The 19,083-nt window shown below is 60.5% G+C and carries 16 protein-coding genes; 9 read left to right on the top strand and 7 right to left on the bottom strand.

Going from position 1 to position 19,083, the window contains the following annotated elements:
• Positions 1-208: 208 nt before the first annotated feature.
• The 6 genes from LCH65_RS21730 to LCH65_RS21705 form a co-directional block, all read right to left on the bottom strand.
• Positions 209-586 (bottom strand): DUF971 domain-containing protein, encoded by a 378-nt coding sequence (locus LCH65_RS21730; protein ID WP_003316640.1) that lies wholly within the window; start codon positions 584-586, stop codon positions 209-211.
• 92 nt (positions 587-678) lie between these two features.
• Complete coding sequence (gene hslU / locus LCH65_RS21725; protein WP_003365974.1) at positions 679-2,016, bottom strand: ATP-dependent protease ATPase subunit HslU; 1,338 nt, start codon at positions 2,014-2,016, stop codon at positions 679-681.
• Between the two features lie 66 nt (positions 2,017-2,082).
• Positions 2,083-2,613 (bottom strand): ATP-dependent protease subunit HslV, encoded by a 531-nt coding sequence (gene hslV, locus LCH65_RS21720; protein ID WP_003392345.1) that lies wholly within the window; start codon positions 2,611-2,613, stop codon positions 2,083-2,085.
• Positions 2,614-2,819: 206 nt separating this feature from the next.
• Positions 2,820-3,515 carry an SPOR domain-containing protein gene (locus tag LCH65_RS21715; protein WP_099266747.1) on the bottom strand — a complete coding sequence of 232 codons (696 nt, stop codon included), beginning with the start codon at positions 3,513-3,515 and terminating at the stop codon, positions 2,820-2,822.
• Between the two features lies 1 nt (position 3,516).
• On the bottom strand, positions 3,517-5,253 hold the full coding sequence (gene argS, locus LCH65_RS21710; RefSeq protein ID WP_003432149.1) for an arginine--tRNA ligase: 1,737 nt from the start codon (positions 5,251-5,253) through the stop codon (positions 3,517-3,519).
• A gap of 97 nt (positions 5,254-5,350) precedes the next feature.
• Positions 5,351-7,570 (bottom strand): primosomal protein N', encoded by a 2,220-nt coding sequence (locus LCH65_RS21705; protein ID WP_003365984.1) that lies wholly within the window; start codon positions 7,568-7,570, stop codon positions 5,351-5,353.
• Between the two features lie 169 nt (positions 7,571-7,739).
• On the opposite strand from LCH65_RS21705, the gene rpmE reads away from it, so the two are divergent.
• The 3 genes from rpmE to LCH65_RS21690 all read left to right on the top strand — a co-directional run bounded on the left by rpmE (position 7,740) and on the right by LCH65_RS21690 (position 10,229).
• A complete protein-coding gene (rpmE, locus tag LCH65_RS21700; RefSeq protein ID WP_002551648.1) occupies positions 7,740-7,961 on the top strand; it encodes a 50S ribosomal protein L31 in 222 nt (73 codons plus the stop codon).
• Between the two features lie 13 nt (positions 7,962-7,974).
• On the top strand, positions 7,975-8,778 hold the full coding sequence (locus LCH65_RS21695) for a thermonuclease family protein (protein ID WP_058397767.1): 804 nt from the start codon (positions 7,975-7,977) through the stop codon (positions 8,776-8,778).
• A 182-nt stretch (positions 8,779-8,960) separates the two neighbouring features.
• Positions 8,961-10,229: a malic enzyme-like NAD(P)-binding protein gene (locus LCH65_RS21690; RefSeq protein WP_003365988.1), complete on the top strand. Its 1,269-nt coding sequence runs from the start codon at positions 8,961-8,963 to the stop codon at positions 10,227-10,229.
• A 728-nt stretch (positions 10,230-10,957) separates the two neighbouring features.
• On the opposite strand, the gene LCH65_RS21685 is transcribed toward LCH65_RS21690, so the two are convergent.
• On the bottom strand, positions 10,958-13,402 hold the full coding sequence (locus LCH65_RS21685) for a penicillin-binding protein 1A (RefSeq protein WP_151342044.1): 2,445 nt from the start codon (positions 13,400-13,402) through the stop codon (positions 10,958-10,960).
• A gap of 206 nt (positions 13,403-13,608) precedes the next feature.
• Between LCH65_RS21685 and LCH65_RS21680 the strand changes: the two genes are divergently transcribed.
• Genes LCH65_RS21680 through aroK form a run of 6 tightly spaced genes read left to right on the top strand, consistent with a single transcriptional unit; the run spans position 13,609 to position 19,068 of the window.
• On the top strand, positions 13,609-14,673 hold the full coding sequence (locus tag LCH65_RS21680) for a pilus assembly protein PilM (RefSeq protein ID WP_003365992.1): 1,065 nt from the start codon (positions 13,609-13,611) through the stop codon (positions 14,671-14,673).
• Positions 14,673-15,248: a PilN domain-containing protein gene (locus LCH65_RS21675; RefSeq protein ID WP_122266666.1), complete on the top strand. Its 576-nt coding sequence runs from the start codon at positions 14,673-14,675 to the stop codon at positions 15,246-15,248. Before LCH65_RS21680 ends, LCH65_RS21675 begins: the two co-directional genes overlap by 1 nt.
• Positions 15,245-15,868, top strand: a complete 624-nt coding sequence (gene pilO / locus LCH65_RS21670) for a type 4a pilus biogenesis protein PilO (RefSeq protein ID WP_003432147.1) — start codon at positions 15,245-15,247, stop codon at positions 15,866-15,868. Before LCH65_RS21675 ends, pilO begins: the two co-directional genes overlap by 4 nt.
• The gene (gene pilP / locus LCH65_RS21665; RefSeq protein ID WP_003350151.1) at positions 15,865-16,392 is read left to right on the top strand and encodes a type 4a pilus biogenesis lipoprotein PilP; all 528 of its coding nucleotides are present in this window, start codon (positions 15,865-15,867) and stop codon (positions 16,390-16,392) included. The genes pilO and pilP overlap by 4 nt, the downstream gene beginning before the upstream one ends.
• Positions 16,393-16,439: 47 nt before the next feature.
• A complete protein-coding gene (pilQ, locus tag LCH65_RS21660; RefSeq protein ID WP_024662382.1) occupies positions 16,440-18,545 on the top strand; it encodes a type IV pilus secretin PilQ in 2,106 nt (701 codons plus the stop codon).
• Between the two features lie 4 nt (positions 18,546-18,549).
• Positions 18,550-19,068: a shikimate kinase AroK gene (aroK, locus tag LCH65_RS21655; RefSeq protein ID WP_003365999.1), complete on the top strand. Its 519-nt coding sequence runs from the start codon at positions 18,550-18,552 to the stop codon at positions 19,066-19,068.
• The last annotated feature ends 15 nt before the right edge of the window (positions 19,069-19,083 follow it).

Genomic DNA, 19,083 nt, shown 5'->3' with positions numbered 1-19,083 from the left:
CGGCATACCCACGCGGAGCATGGGCACGATGGTGTTCTTACGGACGACTATCGTTCCTCACGCTCCAGCGTGGGAATGCAGTGGGTGACGCTCTGCGTCACAGATCTACGCCGCAACCGTGTTCAGGGATGACGCAGAGCGTCCAGAACGGCATACCCACGCGGAACATGGGCACGATGGTGTTCTTACGGACACCTGTAAGGCGGGGTCAGAGCATCAGTTTGATGACGTGTTCGGAAGGGTCGCGGGATTTGCCGGCTTTCTCGAGCTCCTGCAAGTAGTCTTCCCACAGCGAAGCCTGGCGTGTGGCCAGTTCGTACAGGTATTCCCAAGTAAACAGGCCGCTGTCATGGCCGTCATCGAAGGTCAGCTTAAGCGCATATTGCCCGGCAGGCTCGACCTTGGTCAGGCCGACTCCCAGTTTGCCGAATTGCAGGATTGGCCGACCGTGGCCCTGAACTTCCGCAGAAGGGGAATGCACCCGCAGAAATTCGGCGGGCAAATGGTATTCCTCATCCGGCGCGTATTTCAGCGTCAGGGTCTTGGAGGCCTTGTGCAACTGGATGGCAGTGGGCAGAGCGGGCATGGCTGCAGTCTCGGGTTTTAAGCGTCGGGCAGAAGCAAAAAGCTGCAAGAGTGAACAACCTCTTGCAGCCTGAAATGCCAACCGCGTGTGGCTTAGAGAATATAACGCGACAGGTCTTCGTTTTCTGCCAGATCACCCAGGTGACTATTGACGTATTCCGCGTCGATCTCGATCGGCGCTGCGTCAGGGTTGATGGCCAGGTCACCGGCGCTGAACGAGACTTCCTCAAGCAGGCGCTCAAGCAGCGTATGCAGGCGGCGGGCACCGATGTTCTCGGTCTTCTCGTTGACCTGCCAGGCAATCTCGGCCAGACGCTTGATGCCTTCAGGCTTGAACTCGATCTTCAGGCCTTCGGTCTTGAGCAGCTCGCGATACTGTTCGGTCAACGATGCATGCGGCTCGCTGAGGATGCGCTCGAAGTCCTGTGGCGACAGCGCCTTGAGTTCAACGCGAATCGGCAGGCGGCCCTGCAGCTCGGGGACCAGATCGCTCGGTTTGCTCAAATGGAATGCGCCCGACGCAATAAACAGGATGTGGTCGGTCTTGACCATGCCCAGTTTGGTGTTCACGGTGCAACCTTCGATCAGCGGCAGCAGGTCGCGCTGCACGCCCTCACGGGACACGTCGACACCGCCCGAATTACCGCGCTTGGCAACCTTGTCGATTTCGTCGATGAACACGATGCCGTGCTGCTCGACCGCTTCCAGTGCCTTGGCTTTCAGCTCTTCTTCGTTGACCAGACGGCCAGCTTCTTCTTCGCGTACCAGCTTGAGCGCTTCCTTGACCTTGAGCTTGCGGCTCTTGGTCTTGCCTTTGCCCATGTTGGCAAACAGGCTCTGTAACTGATTGGTCATCTCTTCCATGCCAGGCGGCGCGGAGATATCGACACCAACGGCTTCGTTGATCTCGATTTCAATTTCCTTGTCATCCAGCTGGCCTTCGCGCAGGCGCTTGCGGAACAGCTGACGGGTATTGGAATCGCTGCTCTGCGCCGGGTCTTCGTTGAAGCCGACCCGGGCCGGTGGCAGCAGGGCGTCGAGAATGCGCTCTTCGGCGGCATCTTCGGCGCGGTGACGCACCTTGACGATTTCCTGTTCGCGCAGCAGCTTGATCGCAGCGTCGGCCAGATCACGGATGATCGACTCTACATCACGACCCACATAACCCACTTCGGTGAATTTGGTGGCTTCGACCTTGATGAACGGTGCGTTGGCGAGCTTGGCCAGACGACGGGCGATTTCGGTCTTGCCGACACCGGTCGGGCCGATCATCAGAATGTTCTTGGGGGTTACTTCGACACGCAGTTCTTCAGGCAACTGCATGCGGCGCCAGCGATTGCGCAGGGCAATGGCCACGGCGCGCTTGGCATCGTCCTGGCCGATGATATGGCGATTAAGTTCATGGACGATTTCGCGGGGAGTCATTGACATGGTTATTCACGGTCCTCTGTTGCGGGCAAGTCGGTGGGGCCACAGGGTGTGCGGCCCGGCAGCGGCTTAGCCAGCGAGGTCCTGCTCCTCAATGGTGATGTTGTGGTTGGTGAACACGCAGATGTCGCCGGCGATATGCAGTGAAGTCTCGGCAATTTCGCGGGCCGACAGGTCGGTCTTGAGCAGCAGGGCGCGTGCTGCGGCCTGAGCGAATGCGCCGCCGGAGCCCATGGCGATCAGGCCGTCCTCGGGCTCGACCACGTCACCGTTGCCGGTGATGATCAGCGAGGCGTCCTTGTTGGCGACGGCCAGCATGGCTTCAAGACGGCTCAGTGAGCGATCGGTGCGCCAGTCCTTGGCCAGTTCGACGGCTGCACGAACCAGATGCCCCTGGTGTTTCTCCAGCTGGGCCTCGAAGCGTTCGAACAGCGTGAATGCATCGGCGGTCGCGCCAGCGAAGCCGGCGATCACTTCACCGTGATACAGGCGGCGTACCTTTTTGGCGTTGCCTTTCATGACGGTGTTGCCCAGAGAAACCTGGCCGTCGCCAGCCATGACGACTTTACCGTGGCGGCGCACTGAAACGATGGTGGTCAAGGGAGAGTCTCCACACTGCGGGGCGAAAATGCCCTGATGCAAACTCATATGGGGGTGTGGGTGAGTATTTCAACCTTGAGGATGAACAGCGAGGATAACTGGCGGCTGACTGCCGGAGGCATAAATCTCCGGCAGTTGTAACGGCCTCTTCGTGAGCAAGCTCACTCCCACCTATAGCGCAGAGCGCTTTGCGCGCTCTGTTTCAGCTAGCGGCTCTGACGCTGTTGCAACAACAGGTTACTAAATCCGCCGCTTGCCAGTTGTTTCTGGGCGGTGGTCAGTTGTTCGCGGTTGCTGAACGGGCCGACCAGTACGCGATACCAGGTTTCATCCTTGACGGTGCCCGACTCGACGGTAGAGGTCTGACCCAGCAGGATGATTTGCGCGCGAACCTTCTCGGCGTCAGCCTGTTTGCGGAACGAGCCCGCCTGCAGGAAGAACGTCGTCACCGCGGCCGGCTTGGTGGTCACAACCGGTGGCGCTGGCGGAGGCGTCAAGCCGCTGAGGGCTGCCTGGGCACGTGCCGTGTCGATCTTGGCTGCCTGTTCCGGCGAGACCGGTGCTGTCGGTGCCACAGGCGGCGGTGTCTTCTCCGGCACGGCTTCGTTCGGCACGATCACTTCCGATTCCGGCAGCAATGTGTAGAAGTCGTACTTGGGTTTGACCGGCGCCGTCGGGCTCGGCGGTGTCTTGTTCGCTTCGGCTATCTTTGCAGCCTTGGCGTCCGCCTTGACCCGCTTGACGTCATCGCCACCGGGCTCGAGCTTCATCAAAAAGACCACGAATGCGCCCACGGTCAAGCCAATCGCCAGCCACAACCATCCTGGAATCGGCTTCTTCGCGGGTGCCTGATAACGGCTGGCGCCCCGCTTGGGTGCCGGTTTCTTCTTCGCAACTGCCAACTTACATACGCTCCAGAGTTTCCAGACCCAACAGGTCCAGGCCTTGCTTGAGGGTGCGGCCGGTCAGGGCAGCCAGACGCAGACGGCTCTGTTGCTGATCGGGGTTTTCCGCACCAAGGATCGGGCAGTTTTCGTAAAAGCTCGAAAACAGACCCGCAAGGTCATACAGGTAAGCACAAAGTACGTGCGGTGTGCCTTTTTCTGCGACGTTGTTCAGTGTTTCGGTGAATTGCGCCAGACGTGCGGCCAGTTCCTGTTCCTGCGGCGCTGCGAGGACAATCTGGCCCTTGCTGGCGTCAAACGCGCTGCCCAGCTTGCGGAACACGCCGGCCACACGGGTGTAGGCGTACAGCAGGTAGGGCGCGGTGTTGCCCTCGAAACTGAGCATCTGATCGAAGTTGAAGCTGTAATCGCTGGCGCGGTGCTTGGACAGGTCGGCGTATTTCACCGCACTGATGCCCACGGCCTTGGCAATGCTGCGCAGTTCTGCTTCAGCGACTTCCGGGTTCTTTTCCTTGACCAGGGTGTAGGCGCGCTCTTCGGCTTCATCGAGCAGGTCGATGAGTTTGACCGTGCCGCCGTCGCGGGTCTTGAACGGGCGGCCATCGGCGCCGTTCATGGTGCCGAAGCCCATGTGTTCGAGCTGCATGCCGTCGTGGACGAAACCGGCGCGGCGCGCCACTTCGAACACCTGCTGGAAGTGCAGGGCCTGACGCTGGTCGACGAAATACAGCACGCGGTCGGCCTTGAGCACCTTGCTGCGATAGCGGATCGCTGCCAGGTCGGTGGTGGCGTAGAGATAACCGCCACCGGCCTTCTGCACGATGACCGGCAACGGCGTGTCATCGGCGGTGCGGAATTCTTCGAGGAACACGCATTGTGCGCCATTGCTCTCGACCAGCAGGCCTGTGGCTTTCAGGTCGTTGACCACATTGGCCAGGTCATCGTTATAGGCGCTTTCGCCCATCACGTCGGCCGGGGTCAGCTTGACGTTAAGGCGCTCGTAGGTCTCCTGGCAGTGCGACAGCGAGATGTCCTTGAAGCGCGTCCACAGCGCCAGGCACTCGGCATCGCCGGCCTGCAGCTTGACCACCAGACCACGAGCACGCTCGGCGAACTCTTCGGACTCGTCAAAGCGCTGCTTGGCGGCGCGGTAGAAGTTTTCCAGGTCGGACAGCTCGTCGCTGGTCGCTGGCTTTTCCTGCAGATAGGCCAGCAGCATGCCGAACTGGGTGCCCCAGTCGCCCACGTGGTTCTGACGAATGACCGTGTCGCCGAGAAACGTCAGGACGTTCGCCACGCCGTCGCCAATGATGGTCGAGCGCAAATGGCCAACGTGCATTTCCTTGGCCAGATTCGGTGCCGACAGATCGACGACCACGCGCTGTGCAGCGCCCGCCTTGCGGACTGACAGGTGCGCGTCGGCCAGTGCAGCGTCGAGGCGTGCGGCCAGCGCGGCAGTGTTCTGGAAGAAGTTCAGGAAGCCCGGCCCGGCGATTTCGACCTTGCTGACTTGCTCGTCGGCCGGCAGTGCGGCGATCAGCTTTTCAGCCAGATCGCGCGGTTTCATGCCGGCAGGCTTGGCGAGCATCATCGCGATATTGCTGGCGAAGTCGCCGTGCGTCTTGTCGCGGGCGTTTTCCACCTGAATCGCCGGCGTCAGCCCTTCTGGCAAGACGCCCTCGGTGACGAGACGGGTCAGGGCTTGTTGAATCAGCTGGCGAATCGTGTCTTTCATGGTGCTCTCTTCGACCGCAAGCGCGGTGGCGCTTCGATGCGCGGGTGGAAAAACTCTGCATTATCCGTTGCTCAAGCCTGCTTGCCAACGGCGTGACTTAATAAAGATCCACAGGATCCACATCCAGCGACCATCTGACCTGCCGGCCGCTGGGCATTTGCTCCAGCGCGAGCAGCCAGGTGGCAAGCAATTTATGCAAGGGCGCACGGGCGCTGGACTGCACCAGCAATTGCGCGCGATAACGTCCGGCGCGGCGTTCCATCGGTGCCGGAACCGGGCCCAGCAGCTCAATGCCGCCCAGCGCCATCTGCGCAACCAGTTGCTCCGCATCGCTGCAGGCCTGATCGAGAAAGGCCTCGGCCTGTCCCGGCTTGTGCGCTTCGGCGCGCAGCAGTGCGAGGTGTGAAAACGGTGGCAGACCCGCCGAACGGCGCTCGCTCAAGGCCTGTTCGGCAAAGGCGAAATAACCCTGCTCGGTCAGCTGAATCAGCAGTGGATGGTCGGCCAGGTGGGTCTGGATGATCACCTTGCCAGGTTCTTCGGCGCGCCCGGCACGGCCTGCCACCTGAACGATCAGTTGCGCCATGCGCTCGCTGGCGCGGAAGTCGCCGGAAAACAGCCCGCCGTCGGCGTCCAGAATCGATACCAGCGTGACCCGGGGAAAGTGATGGCCCTTGGCGAGCATTTGCGTGCCGACCAGAATGCATGGCTGGCCGCGCTGGATCGTCGTGAACAGCTGGTTCATGGCGTCCTTGCGCGACGTGCTGTCGCGGTCGACACGCAGCACGGGGTAGTCCGGAAACAGAATCGCCAGGCGCTCTTCGGCGCGCTCGGTGCCCGCGCCTACCGGGCGCAAATCCACCTTGCCGCACGACGGACACTGGCGCGGTACACGCTCGACATACCCGCAGTGATGGCAGCGCAGTTCGCCCGAGCGCTGGTGCACGGTCATGCGTGCATCGCAGCGCTGGCAGCCGGACATCCACCCGCAGTCGTGGCACAGCAAGGTGGGTGCAAAGCCGCGACGGTTGAGGAATACCAATACCTGCTGGCCTGCCGCGAGCGTCTGACCGATGGCCTGCTGCATGGGCCCGGAGATGCCGCTGTCCAGCGGTCGGCTCTTGACGTCCAGGCGCATGAAACGCGGCTGCTGTGCGCCGCCCGCGCGCTGATTCAGGCGCAGCAGGCCGTAGCGGCCAGTGTAGGCGTTGTGCAGGCTTTCCAAGGACGGCGTGGCCGAGCCCAGGACAATCGGAATGTTTTCCTGACGCGCCCGCACCAGGGCCAGATCGCGGGCGTGATAGCGCAGACCTTCCTGCTGTTTATAGGAGCCGTCGTGTTCCTCGTCGATGATGATCAGCCCGGGGTTTTTCATCGGCGTGAACAGCGCCGAACGCGTGCCGATGATGATGTCCGCCTCGCCATCGCGAGCCGCCAGCCAGGCATCCAGCCGTTCGCGGTCGTTGACCGCCGAGTGGACCAGCGCAATGCGCGCATTGAAGCGCTGCTCGAAGCGCGCCAGGGTCTGCGGGCCGAGGTTGATTTCCGGGATCAGCACCAGCGCCTGCTTGCCCGCCTCGAGGGTCTCGCGGATCAGTTGCAGATAGACTTCGGTCTTGCCGCTGCCGGTGACGCCGGCCAGCAGGAACGCATGAAAGCTGTCGAACCCCGCGCGGATCGCTTCGTAAGCGGCGCGTTGTTCGGTGTTGAGCGGCAATTCAGGCTGGGCCAGCCAGTGCTCATGGCGTGCGCTGGGTGCATGGCTGCGGACCTCGACGTACACCAGTTCCTTGGCCAGCAACAGGTTGAGGCTGTCCTTGTTGAGCATCAGCTTGCTGAGCAGTTGATGCGCCACCCCGTGCGGGTGCTGGGCAAGGGTGGTCAGGGCCTCGCGCTGCTTGGGCGCGCGGGCGATGCGCGGATCGTCGACGCTGGCACCCGGTGCAACGTGCCAGAAGCGTTCCTGGCGGCTTTCGGCCAGTTCGCCCTGACGCAGCAACACCGGCAAGGCCCAGCTCAGTGTGTCTCCGAGGCTGTGCTGGTAATACTGCGAGGTCCACAGGCACAGTTTGAACAGCGCGGGTGGCAGCGGCGCTTCGCTGTCGAGCAGGGCGATTGCCGGCTTGAGCTTGTCGGCGGGCACTTCGCTGTGATCGACCACTTCCACCAGAATGCCGATCATTTCCCGGCGTCCGAACGGCACTCGCAGACGCATGCCCGGCTGCAAGGCGCTGCGCGACACGCCCGCTGGGGCGCGGTAGTCGAACAGGCGGCGAAGCGGCGAGGGCAGGGCAAGGCGCAGGATGGCGTCGGGCACGCGGTGTTTCCCTGTGGTGATAAGTGATGACGGAGGCGCGATCTTAGCAGACGACCGGTGTGAAGGTTCGCTTGCGTCGTTGCAATTGTCTGGTACTATCCGCAGCCTATTTCCGTGCGGTATTCAACAATAGTGTTGAGTGGCGGCGCGTTAGACCGAGGAAGTACCGATGAAAGCTGATATCCATCCAGTTTACGAAGCCATTGACGCTACCTGCAGCTGCGGCAATGTCATCAAGACCCGTTCCACCCTGGCCGCTCCTCTGAGCCTGGACGTGTGCAACGAGTGCCACCCGTTCTACACCGGCAAGCAGAAGACGCTTGACGTTGGCGGCCGTGTCGACAAGTTCAAATCCCGTTTCGGTGCGTTCGGCGCTACCAAAGCGAAGTAAGACTGGCTGCCCTATGGGCATCTCCAGACTGCTTGAAAAGGCGCTCCTTGTGGGCGTCTTTTTTATGCCCGCGATTTGGGTGTCCGGCGCGCAGGCCTTCTGCCCGGCACCTGCCTCGTTGCCGGTCGCACAGGTACAGCGTGTAGTCGACGGCGACACCTTGAAGCTGACCGATGGCCGCAGCGTGCGGATGATTGGGCTCAATACGCCTGAAACCGGCAGGAAAGGCCGGTCTGCCGAACCGTTTTCCGAGGCTGCCAAAAAGCGCTTGCAGGCGCTGGTGAATGAAAGCGGCGGCAAGGTTGGTCTGCGTATTGGTCAGCAGGGCAAGGATCATTACGGCCGCACGCTGGCCAACGTCTATGACCGTAAAGGCGCCAACCTTGAGGCGCAGTTGCTCAGCGAAGGGCTGGGCTATCTGGTGGCCGTTGCGCCCAATGTCAGGCTGGTCGCTTGCCAGCAGGGCGCGGAGCGTCAGGCACGTCAGGCGCGTCTGGGTGTATGGCGTAATTCGCCAGTGCAGTCCTCGACCCGGCTGAATAAAAGCGGGTTCGCGATTGTGTCCGGTCAGGTCAGGCGTGTGCAGCGCAACCGCGGTGGTATCTGGATCGAGTTGCAGGGCTCGCTGGTCTTGCGTGTCGCGCCTGACCACCTGAGTGCCTTCGATACGGCGATGCTCCGGCGCCTCGGAGGGCAGCAGGTCGAAGCGCGTGGCTGGGTCGTCGATCGCTCCCGACGCGGAGGCCTGAAAAAGGGGCAGTCCCGCTGGCAGCTGTCACTGACCCATCCCGCAATGCTGGACGTTTCACGCCGCTAGAAGCGCCCTTCAAACCGGTGATCTGACGAGCGTGACCGAGTGTTCACGTTTCAGGTCTCTAAGCGTAAAGTCTAAGCCCGAGCCTATTGACAGCAGTGACTGGTCAGTCTTGTTAGGACTATGCATCTTGCGTATCCTCGGCGGTCCGTCTGTCCCACAGTAAAAAAAGCGGAATCCAATACATGTCAGATCTGAAAACTGCCGCGCTCGAATACCATGCCAATCCTCGTCCGGGGAAGCTGAGCGTCGAACTCACCAAGCCGACCGCAACCGCTCGTGACCTGGCTCTGGCCTACAGCCCTGGCGTTGCTGAACCCGTGCGTGAAATTGCCCGTGACCCCGAGCTGGCTTACAAGTACACCGGCAAAGGCAACCTGGTAGCAGTTATTTCCGATGGCACCGCGATTCTCGGCCTCGGCGATCTGGGGCCGTTGGCTTCCAAGCCGGTCATGGAAGGTAAAGGCGTTCTGTTCAAGCGCTTCGCCGGTATCGACGTTTTCGATATCGAAGTCGATTCCGAAAGCCCGCAGGCGTTCATCGACACCGTAAAACGTATCTCCATCACCTTCGGTGGCATCAACCTGGAAGACATCAAGGCACCTGAGTGCTTTGAAATCGAGAAAGCGCTGATCGAACAGTGCGACATCCCGGTTTTCCACGATGACCAGCACGGCACCGCTATCGTGACAGCGGCCGGCATGATCAACGCGCTGGAAATCGTCGGCAAGACCCTCGATTCGGCGAAGATCGTCTGCCTGGGCGCTGGCGCTGCGGCCATCTCCTGCATGAAGCTGCTGGTGAGCATGGGCGCGAAGATCGAAAACATCTTCATGGTCGACCGTACTGGCGTTGTCCACTCCGGCCGTACCGACCTTAACCAGTACAAGGCTGCGTTCGCTCACGCTACCGAGAAGCGCTCGCTGACTGACGCGCTGGATGGCGCTGACGTATTTGTAGGCCTGTCCGGTCCTAACCTGCTGAGCGCTGAAAACCTCAAGCTGATGGCCAAGGACCCGATCGTGTTCGCCTGCTCGAACCCTGATCCGGAAATCTCCCCGGAACTGGCTCACGCCACGCGCAGCGACGTGATCATGGCCACTGGCCGTTCGGACTACCCGAACCAGGTCAACAACGTACTGGGCTTCCCGTTCATCTTCCGCGGTGCTCTGGACGTTCGCGCCAAGCGCATCAACGAAGAAATGAAAATCGCCGCGGCCAACGCCCTGCGCGAACTGGCCAAGCTGCCTGTGCCACAGGAAGTCAGCGACGCCTACGGCGGCATCAAACTGGAATTCGGTCGTGAGTACATCATTCCGAAGCCAATGGACACCCGCCTGCTGGGCCTGATCGCCGATGCAGTGGCCAAGGCCGCTATCGAAAGCGGCGTTGCCACCCTGCCGTATCCGAAGCACTACCCGCTGACCAGCGTGGATGATGTGTTCAAGGGCTGATCCCTGACCCAATAAAAAAACCCTGCAGCGATGCAGGGGTTTTTTTATGCCTTGGATGCCCTGCTCTTGTGGGGCATTTTCAGGGATTGAACTAGCCTCTTCGCGAGCAAGCTCGCTCCCACATAGCCACGGATTATCCTGAAAGTCCCCGAATCCCTGGGAGTGAGCTTGCTCACGAAGAGGTCTGTTCAGCCGCTGAAAATCTACTGACCCACTAATACGCCTTCGCGAGCAAGCTCGCTCCCGCATAGCCCCGGATCATCCTGAAAGTCCCCGAGTCCGTGGGAGTGAGCTTGCTCACGAAGAGGCCTGTGCAGCCGCTGAAAATCTACTGACCCACTAATACGCCTTCGCGAGCAAGCTCGCTCCCACAAAGCTTCGGATCATCCTGAAAGTCCCCGAATCCGTGGGAGTGAGCTTGCTCACGAAGAGGCCTGTGCAGCCGCTGAAAATCTACTGACCCACTAATACGCCTTCGCGAGCAAGCTCGCTCCCACAAAGCTCCGGATCATCCTGGAAGTCCCCGATTCCGTGGGAGTGAGCTTGCTCACGAAGAGACCTGTGCAGTCGCTGAAAATCTACTGACCCACTAATACGCCTTCGCGAGCAAGCTCGCTCCCACATAGCCCCGGATCATCCTGAAAGTCCCCGAATCCGTGGGAGTGAGCTTGCTCACGAAGAGGCCTGTGCAGCCGCTGAAAATCTACTGATCCATTAAGTCTGTGCTATCAGAACAAATCGATCGGCGCTGACTCATCTGCCGGCAACGGGCTGCCCGGTGCGCTGCTGCCGCCCAGTTCGTTGACGCTTGGCGGTGTGTCTTCGCTTTTGAACAGCTCGAAGAATGCGTTCGGCGTGCTTGGCGTGGCGGCGCGGCCACTCAATGGGTCGACGCGCAGGCTGAGAATGCCTGGCGGTTCGGCCTGCTGATGCGGCGGCTTGTCCTTGAGCGCGGCGCTCATGTAGTCCATCCAGATCGGCAGCGAGACCGTGCCACCGAATTCGTGACGGCCAAGACTTTCAGGCTGATCGAAACCACTCCACACCGTGGTCACGTAGTCCGCGTTATACCCGGAGAACCAGGCATCCTTGGAATCATTGGTGGTACCGGTCTTGCCAGCGATGTCCGGTCTGTTCATGGACAGTGCGCGGCGCCCGGTGCCGCGCTTGATCACGTCCTGCAGCATGCTGTTCAGAATGTACGTGGTGCGCGCATCGACCACACGCTCTGCCACTGCGGGCGCCTGAGGCTGAGCAGGTGCCCCTGGCTCACCGGTGACCACGCTCGGGCTGTCATGTACCGCAAAGGTCGAGGTGTTGGGCGCGGTATTGACGTCATTGACCGGGACGCTTGGCGGGTTGGCGACAAACAGGGTCTGGCCGTCACGGTTCTCGATGGTCTGGATCAGATAAGGGCTGACCTTGTAACCGCCGTTGGCGAAGGTCGCCCAGCCGGTGGCGATTTCCATCGGGGTCAACGTCGCCGTACCCAGTGCCAGCGACAGGTTGCGCGGCAAATCCTGCTTGGAGAAGCCGAAGCGGGTGATGTAGTCGATGGTGCTGTCGATGCCGAGGGCCTGGAGCAGGCGGATCGATACCAGGTTACGAGACTTGTACAGCGCCTCGCGCAGGCGGATCGGCCCAAGGAAGGTGTTAGTGTCATTTTTCGGACGCCATACCTTGTCCAGGTATTCGTCGACGAACACGATAGGCGCGTCGTTCACCAGGCTGGAAGCGGTGTAACCGTTATCGAGCGCAGCGCTGTAGATGAACGGCTTGAAGCTGGAGCCCGGTTGGCGTTTGGCCTGCATGGCGCGGTTGTAGTTGCTCTGCTCGAACGCAAAGCCGCCGACCAGTGCGCGAATGGCACCGTTTTGCGGATCAAGCGACACCAGGGCGCTCTGTGCGACGGGAATTTGACTGAATTTCAGCGAGCCATCGTCCTGGCGCAGCAGACGTACGAGGTCGCCGACCTTGGCAACGTCAGCCGGCTGCTTCGGATTGGCGCCCAGGCTATTGGTATTCAGGTAAGGACGCGCCCACTTCATGGTGGCCCAGTCGACGGTTTCTTCCTTCTCGCCGTTGCGGGTCAGAACGCGTAGACCGGTCTTGTCGACCTGCGTCACGATGCCGGGCTCGAGGCCGTTGATCATGCGCTGCTTGGTCAGTTCCTGTACCCAGTTGGCGCGGGTCAGGCCCGGGAAGCGGCTTTCCGGACCACGGTAGCCGTGGCGCTGGTCGTAATCGATCAAGCCCTGCTGAATGGACTTGTTGGCGTGCTCCTGAAGGTCGCTCGGCACAGTGGTGGTAACGCGGAAGCCTTCTGTATAGGCCTCGCTGCCATAACGGCCGACCATTTCAGCCCGCGCCATTTCAGCGATGTACGGTGCATTCACTTCCGGCGTCGGCACGTGATAACTGGCGTTGAGCGGCTCATTCAACGCGGCCTGGTAAGCGGTCTGGTCGATCTTGCCCAAGCGATACATGCGGCCCAGGATCCAGTCGCGACGTTCCTTGGCACGGGTCGGGTTGGCCAGTGGGTTGAAACGTGACGGTGCCTTGGGCAGACCGGCAATCATGGCCATTTGCGCAAGGCTTACATCACGGATCGACTTGCCATAGTAGACTTGCGCCGCCGCCTCGATCCCGTAGGCGCGGTTACCCAGATAAATCTTGTTGACGTACAGCTCGAGAATCTCGTCCTTGGTAAGTTGGCGCTCGATTTGCAAGGCCAACAGAATCTCGGTGGTTTTGCGCGAAAAGCTGCGCTCGCTGGTCAGGAAGAAGTTTTTCGCGACCTGCATGGTGATGGTACTGCCGCCTGACTGGATATGGCCGCTCTTGACCAGCTGAGTGGCTGCGCGCATCAGGCTGCCCGGGTCGACGCCATAGTGGTTGGCGAAGTTGTCGTCTTCGGCCGACAGCAGTGCGTTGATGAAATTGGGCGGGATTTCCGCGAAGCGAATCGGCGTGCGGCGCATTTCACCGAACTCGGCAATCAGCTTGCCGTCGCTGGTGAACACCCTCAGGGGGATTTGCAGTTGAATGCTTCGCAGCGCGTCAACGGATGGCAGGGTCGGGCTCAGGTAAAGAAACGCGCCGCTCAGGCCAAGCAACAGCGAGCAGAATACCGCGACGAGGGACCACCAGAAAAACTTCAGCAGGCGTATCAAGGCTTTTGGATTTCCAGAAAAAATAATGGGTTAAGCGCAGGCATTTACAAATGAACACGCCTTGAAGCTTTGTTAAATGAAAAAAACGCTGGGCATTATAAGCATTTTTCGTCCCCAAGCGTGATTTGCGCTACTGTCAAGGCTGTCGACAGTGACGTTGGCCCGAAATAACTCCGTAAGTGACGGAAACTCATAGGAATCAGGTTGTGTTCGAACTCTTCAGTAAGAAGGCCAACACCCTTCTAGGGATCGATATTAGCTCCACCTCGGTAAAACTCCTGGAATTGAGTCGTTCCGGCACCCGTTACAAGGTCGAGTCTTACGCAGTAGAGCCCTTGCCGGCCAACGCTGTCGTCGAAAAGAACATTGCCGAACTCGAAGGGGTCGGGCAGGCGTTGTCACGCGTACTCGTCAAGGCCAAGACCAGCGTCAAGATCGTGGCGGTTGCCGTGGCCGGTTCGGCGGTGATCACCAAGACCATCGAGATGGACGCCGGTCTTTCCGACGATGACATGGAAAACCAGCTCAAGCTTGAGGCTGACCAGTACATCCCCTATCCACTGGAAGAAGTCGCCATCGATTTCGAAGTGCAGGGCTACTCGGTGCGCAACCCCGAGCGCGTCGAGGTGTTGCTGGCTGCCTGCCGCAAGGAGAACGTCGAAGTACGCGAGGCCGCGCTGGCACTGGCCGGGCTGACCGCGCGCGTCGTCGATGTCGAGGCCTACGCCCTTGAGCGCTCGTTCGGGTTGCTGGCTGCGCAACTGGGCAACGGCCATGACGAACTGACGGTGGCCGTGGTCGATATCGGCGCCACCATGACCACCCTGAGCGTGCTGCATCACGGCCGGATCATCTATACCCGCGAGCAGCTGTTTGGCGGGCGCCAGCTGACTGACGAAATCCAGCGCCGCTATGGGCTCTCCATGGAGGAAGCCGGGCTTGCCAAGAAGCAGGGCGGCTTGCCCGACGACTACGTCAGCGAAGTGCTCGACCCCTTCAAGGAAGCGCTGGTGCAGCAGGTTTCCCGCTCCCTGCAGTTCTTCTTCGCGGCCGGTCAATACAACTCTGTGGATCACATCATGCTGGCAGGCGGCACGGCTTCGATTTCAGGGCTGGAGCATCTGATCCAGCGACGCATCGGCACTCCGACCATGGTCGCCAACCCGTTTGCCGACATGGCCCTGAGCGCCAAGGTCAATGCCGGGGCCCTGGCCAGTGACGCGCCAGCCCTGATGATCGCCTGTGGCCTGGCGTTGAGGAGCTTCGACTGATGGCGCGGATCAACTTATTACCGTGGCGCGAAGAGCTTCGCGAAGAACGAAAGAAACGCTTCCTGACCGCACTGGTCGGCGTGCTGGTGGTGTCAGTCGGCATTCTGTTTCTGATCGATCGTTTCGTCAGCAATGCCATCGAGCATCAGATGGCGCGCAATGCCTTTCTGCAGACGCAGATTGCCCAGCTCGATATCCGCATCAAGGAGATCAGTGATCTCAAGGCCCGGCGCAAACAGCTGCTCGAGCGCATGAAGATCATTCAGGACCTGCAAGGCAACCGCCCGATCACCGGGCGCGTCTTCGATCAACTGGCGCGGACCCTGCCGGACGGCGTCTACTACTCACAGGTCAAAATGACCGACAAGCTGATTGCCATCAATGGCGCTGCCGAGTCGAACAACCGGGTTTCCGACCTGATGCGTAATCTTGAAGCCTCTGACTGGCTGGAAGCGCCGAGCCTGACCGAGGTCAAGGCCACCACGGCCGGTGCCGTGGATCAGGCCAATGTCTTTCAGCTGACCGTACGCCAGACCCAGCCTCCGGTTGCCGCTGCCCCAGGAGCCAAGCCATGAATATGTCCGAATGGCTGGAAGGGCTGCGCAAGGTCGATCTGAGCGAGCTGGACCTGAACAACCTGGGCTCATGGCCCGCAGCGGTCAAGGCCATTGCCGGGCTCCTGGTTGCGGTCATGATTTTCGCACTGGGCTATTTCTTCTTTATCCAGGACCTGGAAACCCAGCTGGAAAGTGCTCAGAACAGCGAGGTGACGCTCAAGGAACAGTTCTCCAACAAGGCCTTCCAGGCGGCCAACCTCGAGCCGTACAAGAAGCAGATGGAAGAGATGGAAAACACCTTCGGCGCCCTGCTGCGGCAATTGCCCAGCGACACCGAAGTGCCCGGCCTGCTTGAGGATATCACCCGCACCGGGCTGGGAAGCGGGCTTGAGTTCGAGGAAATCAAGCTGCTGCCCGAGGCGGTCCAGCAGTTCTACATCGAGCTGCCGATACAGATCACCGTGGTCGGTGGTTATCACGATCTGGCGACCTTCGTCAGCGGTGTAGCCAGCCTGCCGCGCATCGTCACGCTGCATGATTTCGAGATCAAGCCGGTCGATCCCAAAGTGCCGACCAAGTTGCGCATGAGCATTCTGGCCAAGACCTACCGCTACAACGATGAAGGGCTGAAGAAATGAGGGCGGCGCGATTGCTGTGCGTCAGTGTGGTTCTGGCAGGGCTGGCCGGTTGCGGTAATGACAATGATTTTGCCGATCTGTCCGAATTTATGGATCAGGCCAGAGCCCGCCCGAGTGGCAACATCGAACCTTTACCCAAGTTTCGGCCGTATGAGGCGTTCACCTACAACGCCTCCACGCTGCGCAGTCCGTTCCAGCCGCCGGTCAAGATCGACCTGCTCAACCGCCAGAAGGGTTCACGGCTGGTGGCGCCGGACGAACACCGGGTCAGGCAGTTTCTTGAAGGTTTCAATATCGAGTCGTTCGAGATGGTCGGCACGATTGGCAACGAGTCGGGGACGTTTGCCCTGCTGCGCGGTGCCGGAGGTGTTCATCGCGTCAAGGTGGGCGATTATCTGGGGCGTAACAACGGCCGGGTAGTGTCGATCGGCGACGCGCAGGTTGATGTCATCGAAATTGTTCCTGATGGAGAGGGGGCGTGGCTGGAAAGGCCGCGCACTATCGCCCTCAAAGAACGCTCATGAAGTGGGCAAGGCCAAGTATGCACAGTAGCGCTCAACGGAAATTGATCATGACCCGGATTCTCTCGATTATCGGCGTGTCGTTATGCATCGCGGTGCTGGCGCCGGTTCTCCAGGCTGCCAACCTCAAGACCCTGGATGTCGCCGCCCTGCCGGGTGACCGCATCGAGCTGAAGCTGGCATTCGACGCCCCGGTGCCGGCACCGCGCGGTTACACCACGTCGCAACCAGCGCGCATTGCGCTGGATCTGCCGGGCGTTACCAGCCAGTTGGCGACCAAAAGTCGTGACCTGGGCACAGGTAATGCGCGCAGTGTGGTTGTGGTACAGGCTCAGGACCGCACCCGGGTGATCATCAACCTGACCACGCTTTCGCCGTACAGCTCCCGCGTCGATGGCAACAACCTGTTCGTGGTCATCGGCCAGGGTGCCGGCGCCGCGCAAGCTTCCCAACCGACCACCGCAATGGGTGCGCAACGGGTCGCGGTGCCACCGCCCACGCCTGCATCCGCCAAACCGTTCATCCCCGCAGGCGTCAAGGCCATCCGCAATGTCGACTTCCAGCGTGGCGAGTTGGGTGAGGGCAATGTGGTCATCGACCTGAGCAACCCCAGCATTGCCCCGGATATTCAGGAGCAGGGCGGCAAGATCCGCGTGGACTTCGCCAAGACCCAGCTGCCCGAACCGCTGCGCGTCCGGCTGGACGTCAAGGACTTCGCCACGCCGGTACAGTTCGTCAGTGCTTCGGCGTCGGGTGACAAGGCCAGCATTTTGATCGAGCCGTCTGGCGCCTTCGACTACTCGGCGTTCCAGACCGAAAACAAGCTGACGATCAGCGTGCGCCCGTTGACCAACGAGGATCTGGACCGCCGCGCCGCCGACAAACCGGTGTACACCGGTGAAAAGCTGTCGCTTAACTTCCAGGACATTGATGTGCGTTCGGTGCTGCAGCTGATTGCCGACTTCACCAACCTCAATCTGGTGGCCAGTGATACGGTCCAGGGCGGTATCACCCTGCGTCTGCAGAATGTGCCATGGGATCAGGCGCTGGACCTGGTGCTGAAAACCAAGGGCCTGGACAAGCGCAAGGTCGGCAACGTGCTGCTGGTTGCGCCAGCCGATGAAATTGCCGCCCGCGAGCGTCAGGAGCTGGAGTCGCTCAAGCAGATCGCCGAGCTGGCGCCCCTGCGCCGTGAGCTGCTGCAAGTCAATTACGCCAAGGCTGCCGACATCGCCAAGCTGTTCCAGTCCGTGACCAGTGCCGAGTCCAAGGCCGACGAGCGCGGTTCGATCACGGTGGACGACCGGACCAACAACATCATTGCCTACCAGACCCAGGAGCGCCTCGACGAGCTGCGTCGTATCGTGTCGCAACTGGACATCCCGGTACGCCAGGTGATGATCGAGGCGCGCATCGTCGAGGCCAACGTCGATTACAACAAGCAACTCGGGGTTCGCTGGGGCGGTTCTACCAACACCAGCGGCAGCGGCAAATGGACAACCTACGGGCTGGATAATAACGGTGACGAGGCCGGTAACACCGGCAGCAGTACTACCTCCAACGTGCCGTTCGTGGACCTGGGCGCAGCTAATGCGACGACCGGTATCGGCCTGGGCTTCGTGACCAATAACACGCTGCTGGACCTTGAGCTGAGTGCCATGGAGAAAACCGGTAACGGTGAAATCGTCTCCCAGCCCAAGGTGGTCACCTCCGACAAGGAAACCGCCAAGATCCTCAAGGGTACGGAGATCCCGTATCAGGAATCCAGCTCCAGCGGTGCGACCACCGTGAGCTTCAAGGAGGCCTCCCTGTCGCTTGAGGTAACGCCGCAGATCACGCCGGACAACCGCATCATCATGGAAGTGAAGGTTACCAAGGACGAGCCGGACTACCTGAATGCGGTGCTGGGCGTACCACCGATCAAGAAGAACGAGGTCAACGCCAAGGTGCTGATTTCCGACGGCGAAACCATCGTCATCGGTGGTGTGTTCTCGAATACGCAAAGTAAAGTTGTCGATAAAGTGCCATTTCTTGGCGATGTACCGTATCTTGGCCGGCTTTTCAGGCGCGATGTGGTATCCGAGTCCAAATCCGAGCTGTTGGTATTTCTGACTCCGCGTATCATGAACAACCAGGCGATTTCTGTGAGTCGTTGATTTTGTGCGAAATTTAATACTTGTGGGGCCGATGGGTGCTGGCAAGAGCACCATTGGCCGTTTGCTTGCCAAAGAATTGCGACTGCCGTTCAAGGATTCCGACAAGGAAATCGAGCTGCGTACGGGCGCCAACATTCCCTGGATCTTCGACAAGGAAGGCGAGCCGGGTTTTCGTGATCGCGAGCAGGCCATGATTGCCGAACTGTGCGACGCCGATGGCGTGGTTCTGGCGACCGGCGGTGGCGCGGTCATGCGCGGCGAAAATCGCCAGGCTCTGCGGGCCGGCGGGCGCGTGGTGTATCTGCATGCCTCGATCGAGCAACAGGTGGGGCGCACCGCGCGTGATCGCAATCGTCCTTTGCTGCGTACCGCCGATCCTGCCCGGGTACTGAGCGAACTGCTGGCCATCCGCGACCCGTTCTATCGGGAAATCGCCGATATCGTGATTGAAACCGATGAGCGGCCTCCCCGAATGGTGGTTCTCGAGATACTGGCGCGACTGGCAGAGCTTCCTCCCCGTTAAAGCGCAGGCGAAAAT

This window comes from Pseudomonas sp. MWU16-30316 (assembly GCF_020515645.1).
In the GTDB taxonomy this organism is placed as follows: domain Bacteria; phylum Pseudomonadota; class Gammaproteobacteria; order Pseudomonadales; family Pseudomonadaceae; genus Aquipseudomonas; species Aquipseudomonas cerasi.
The sequence above is the reverse complement of the archived record's forward strand: the minus strand, read 5'-3'. Positions and strand labels throughout refer to the sequence as shown.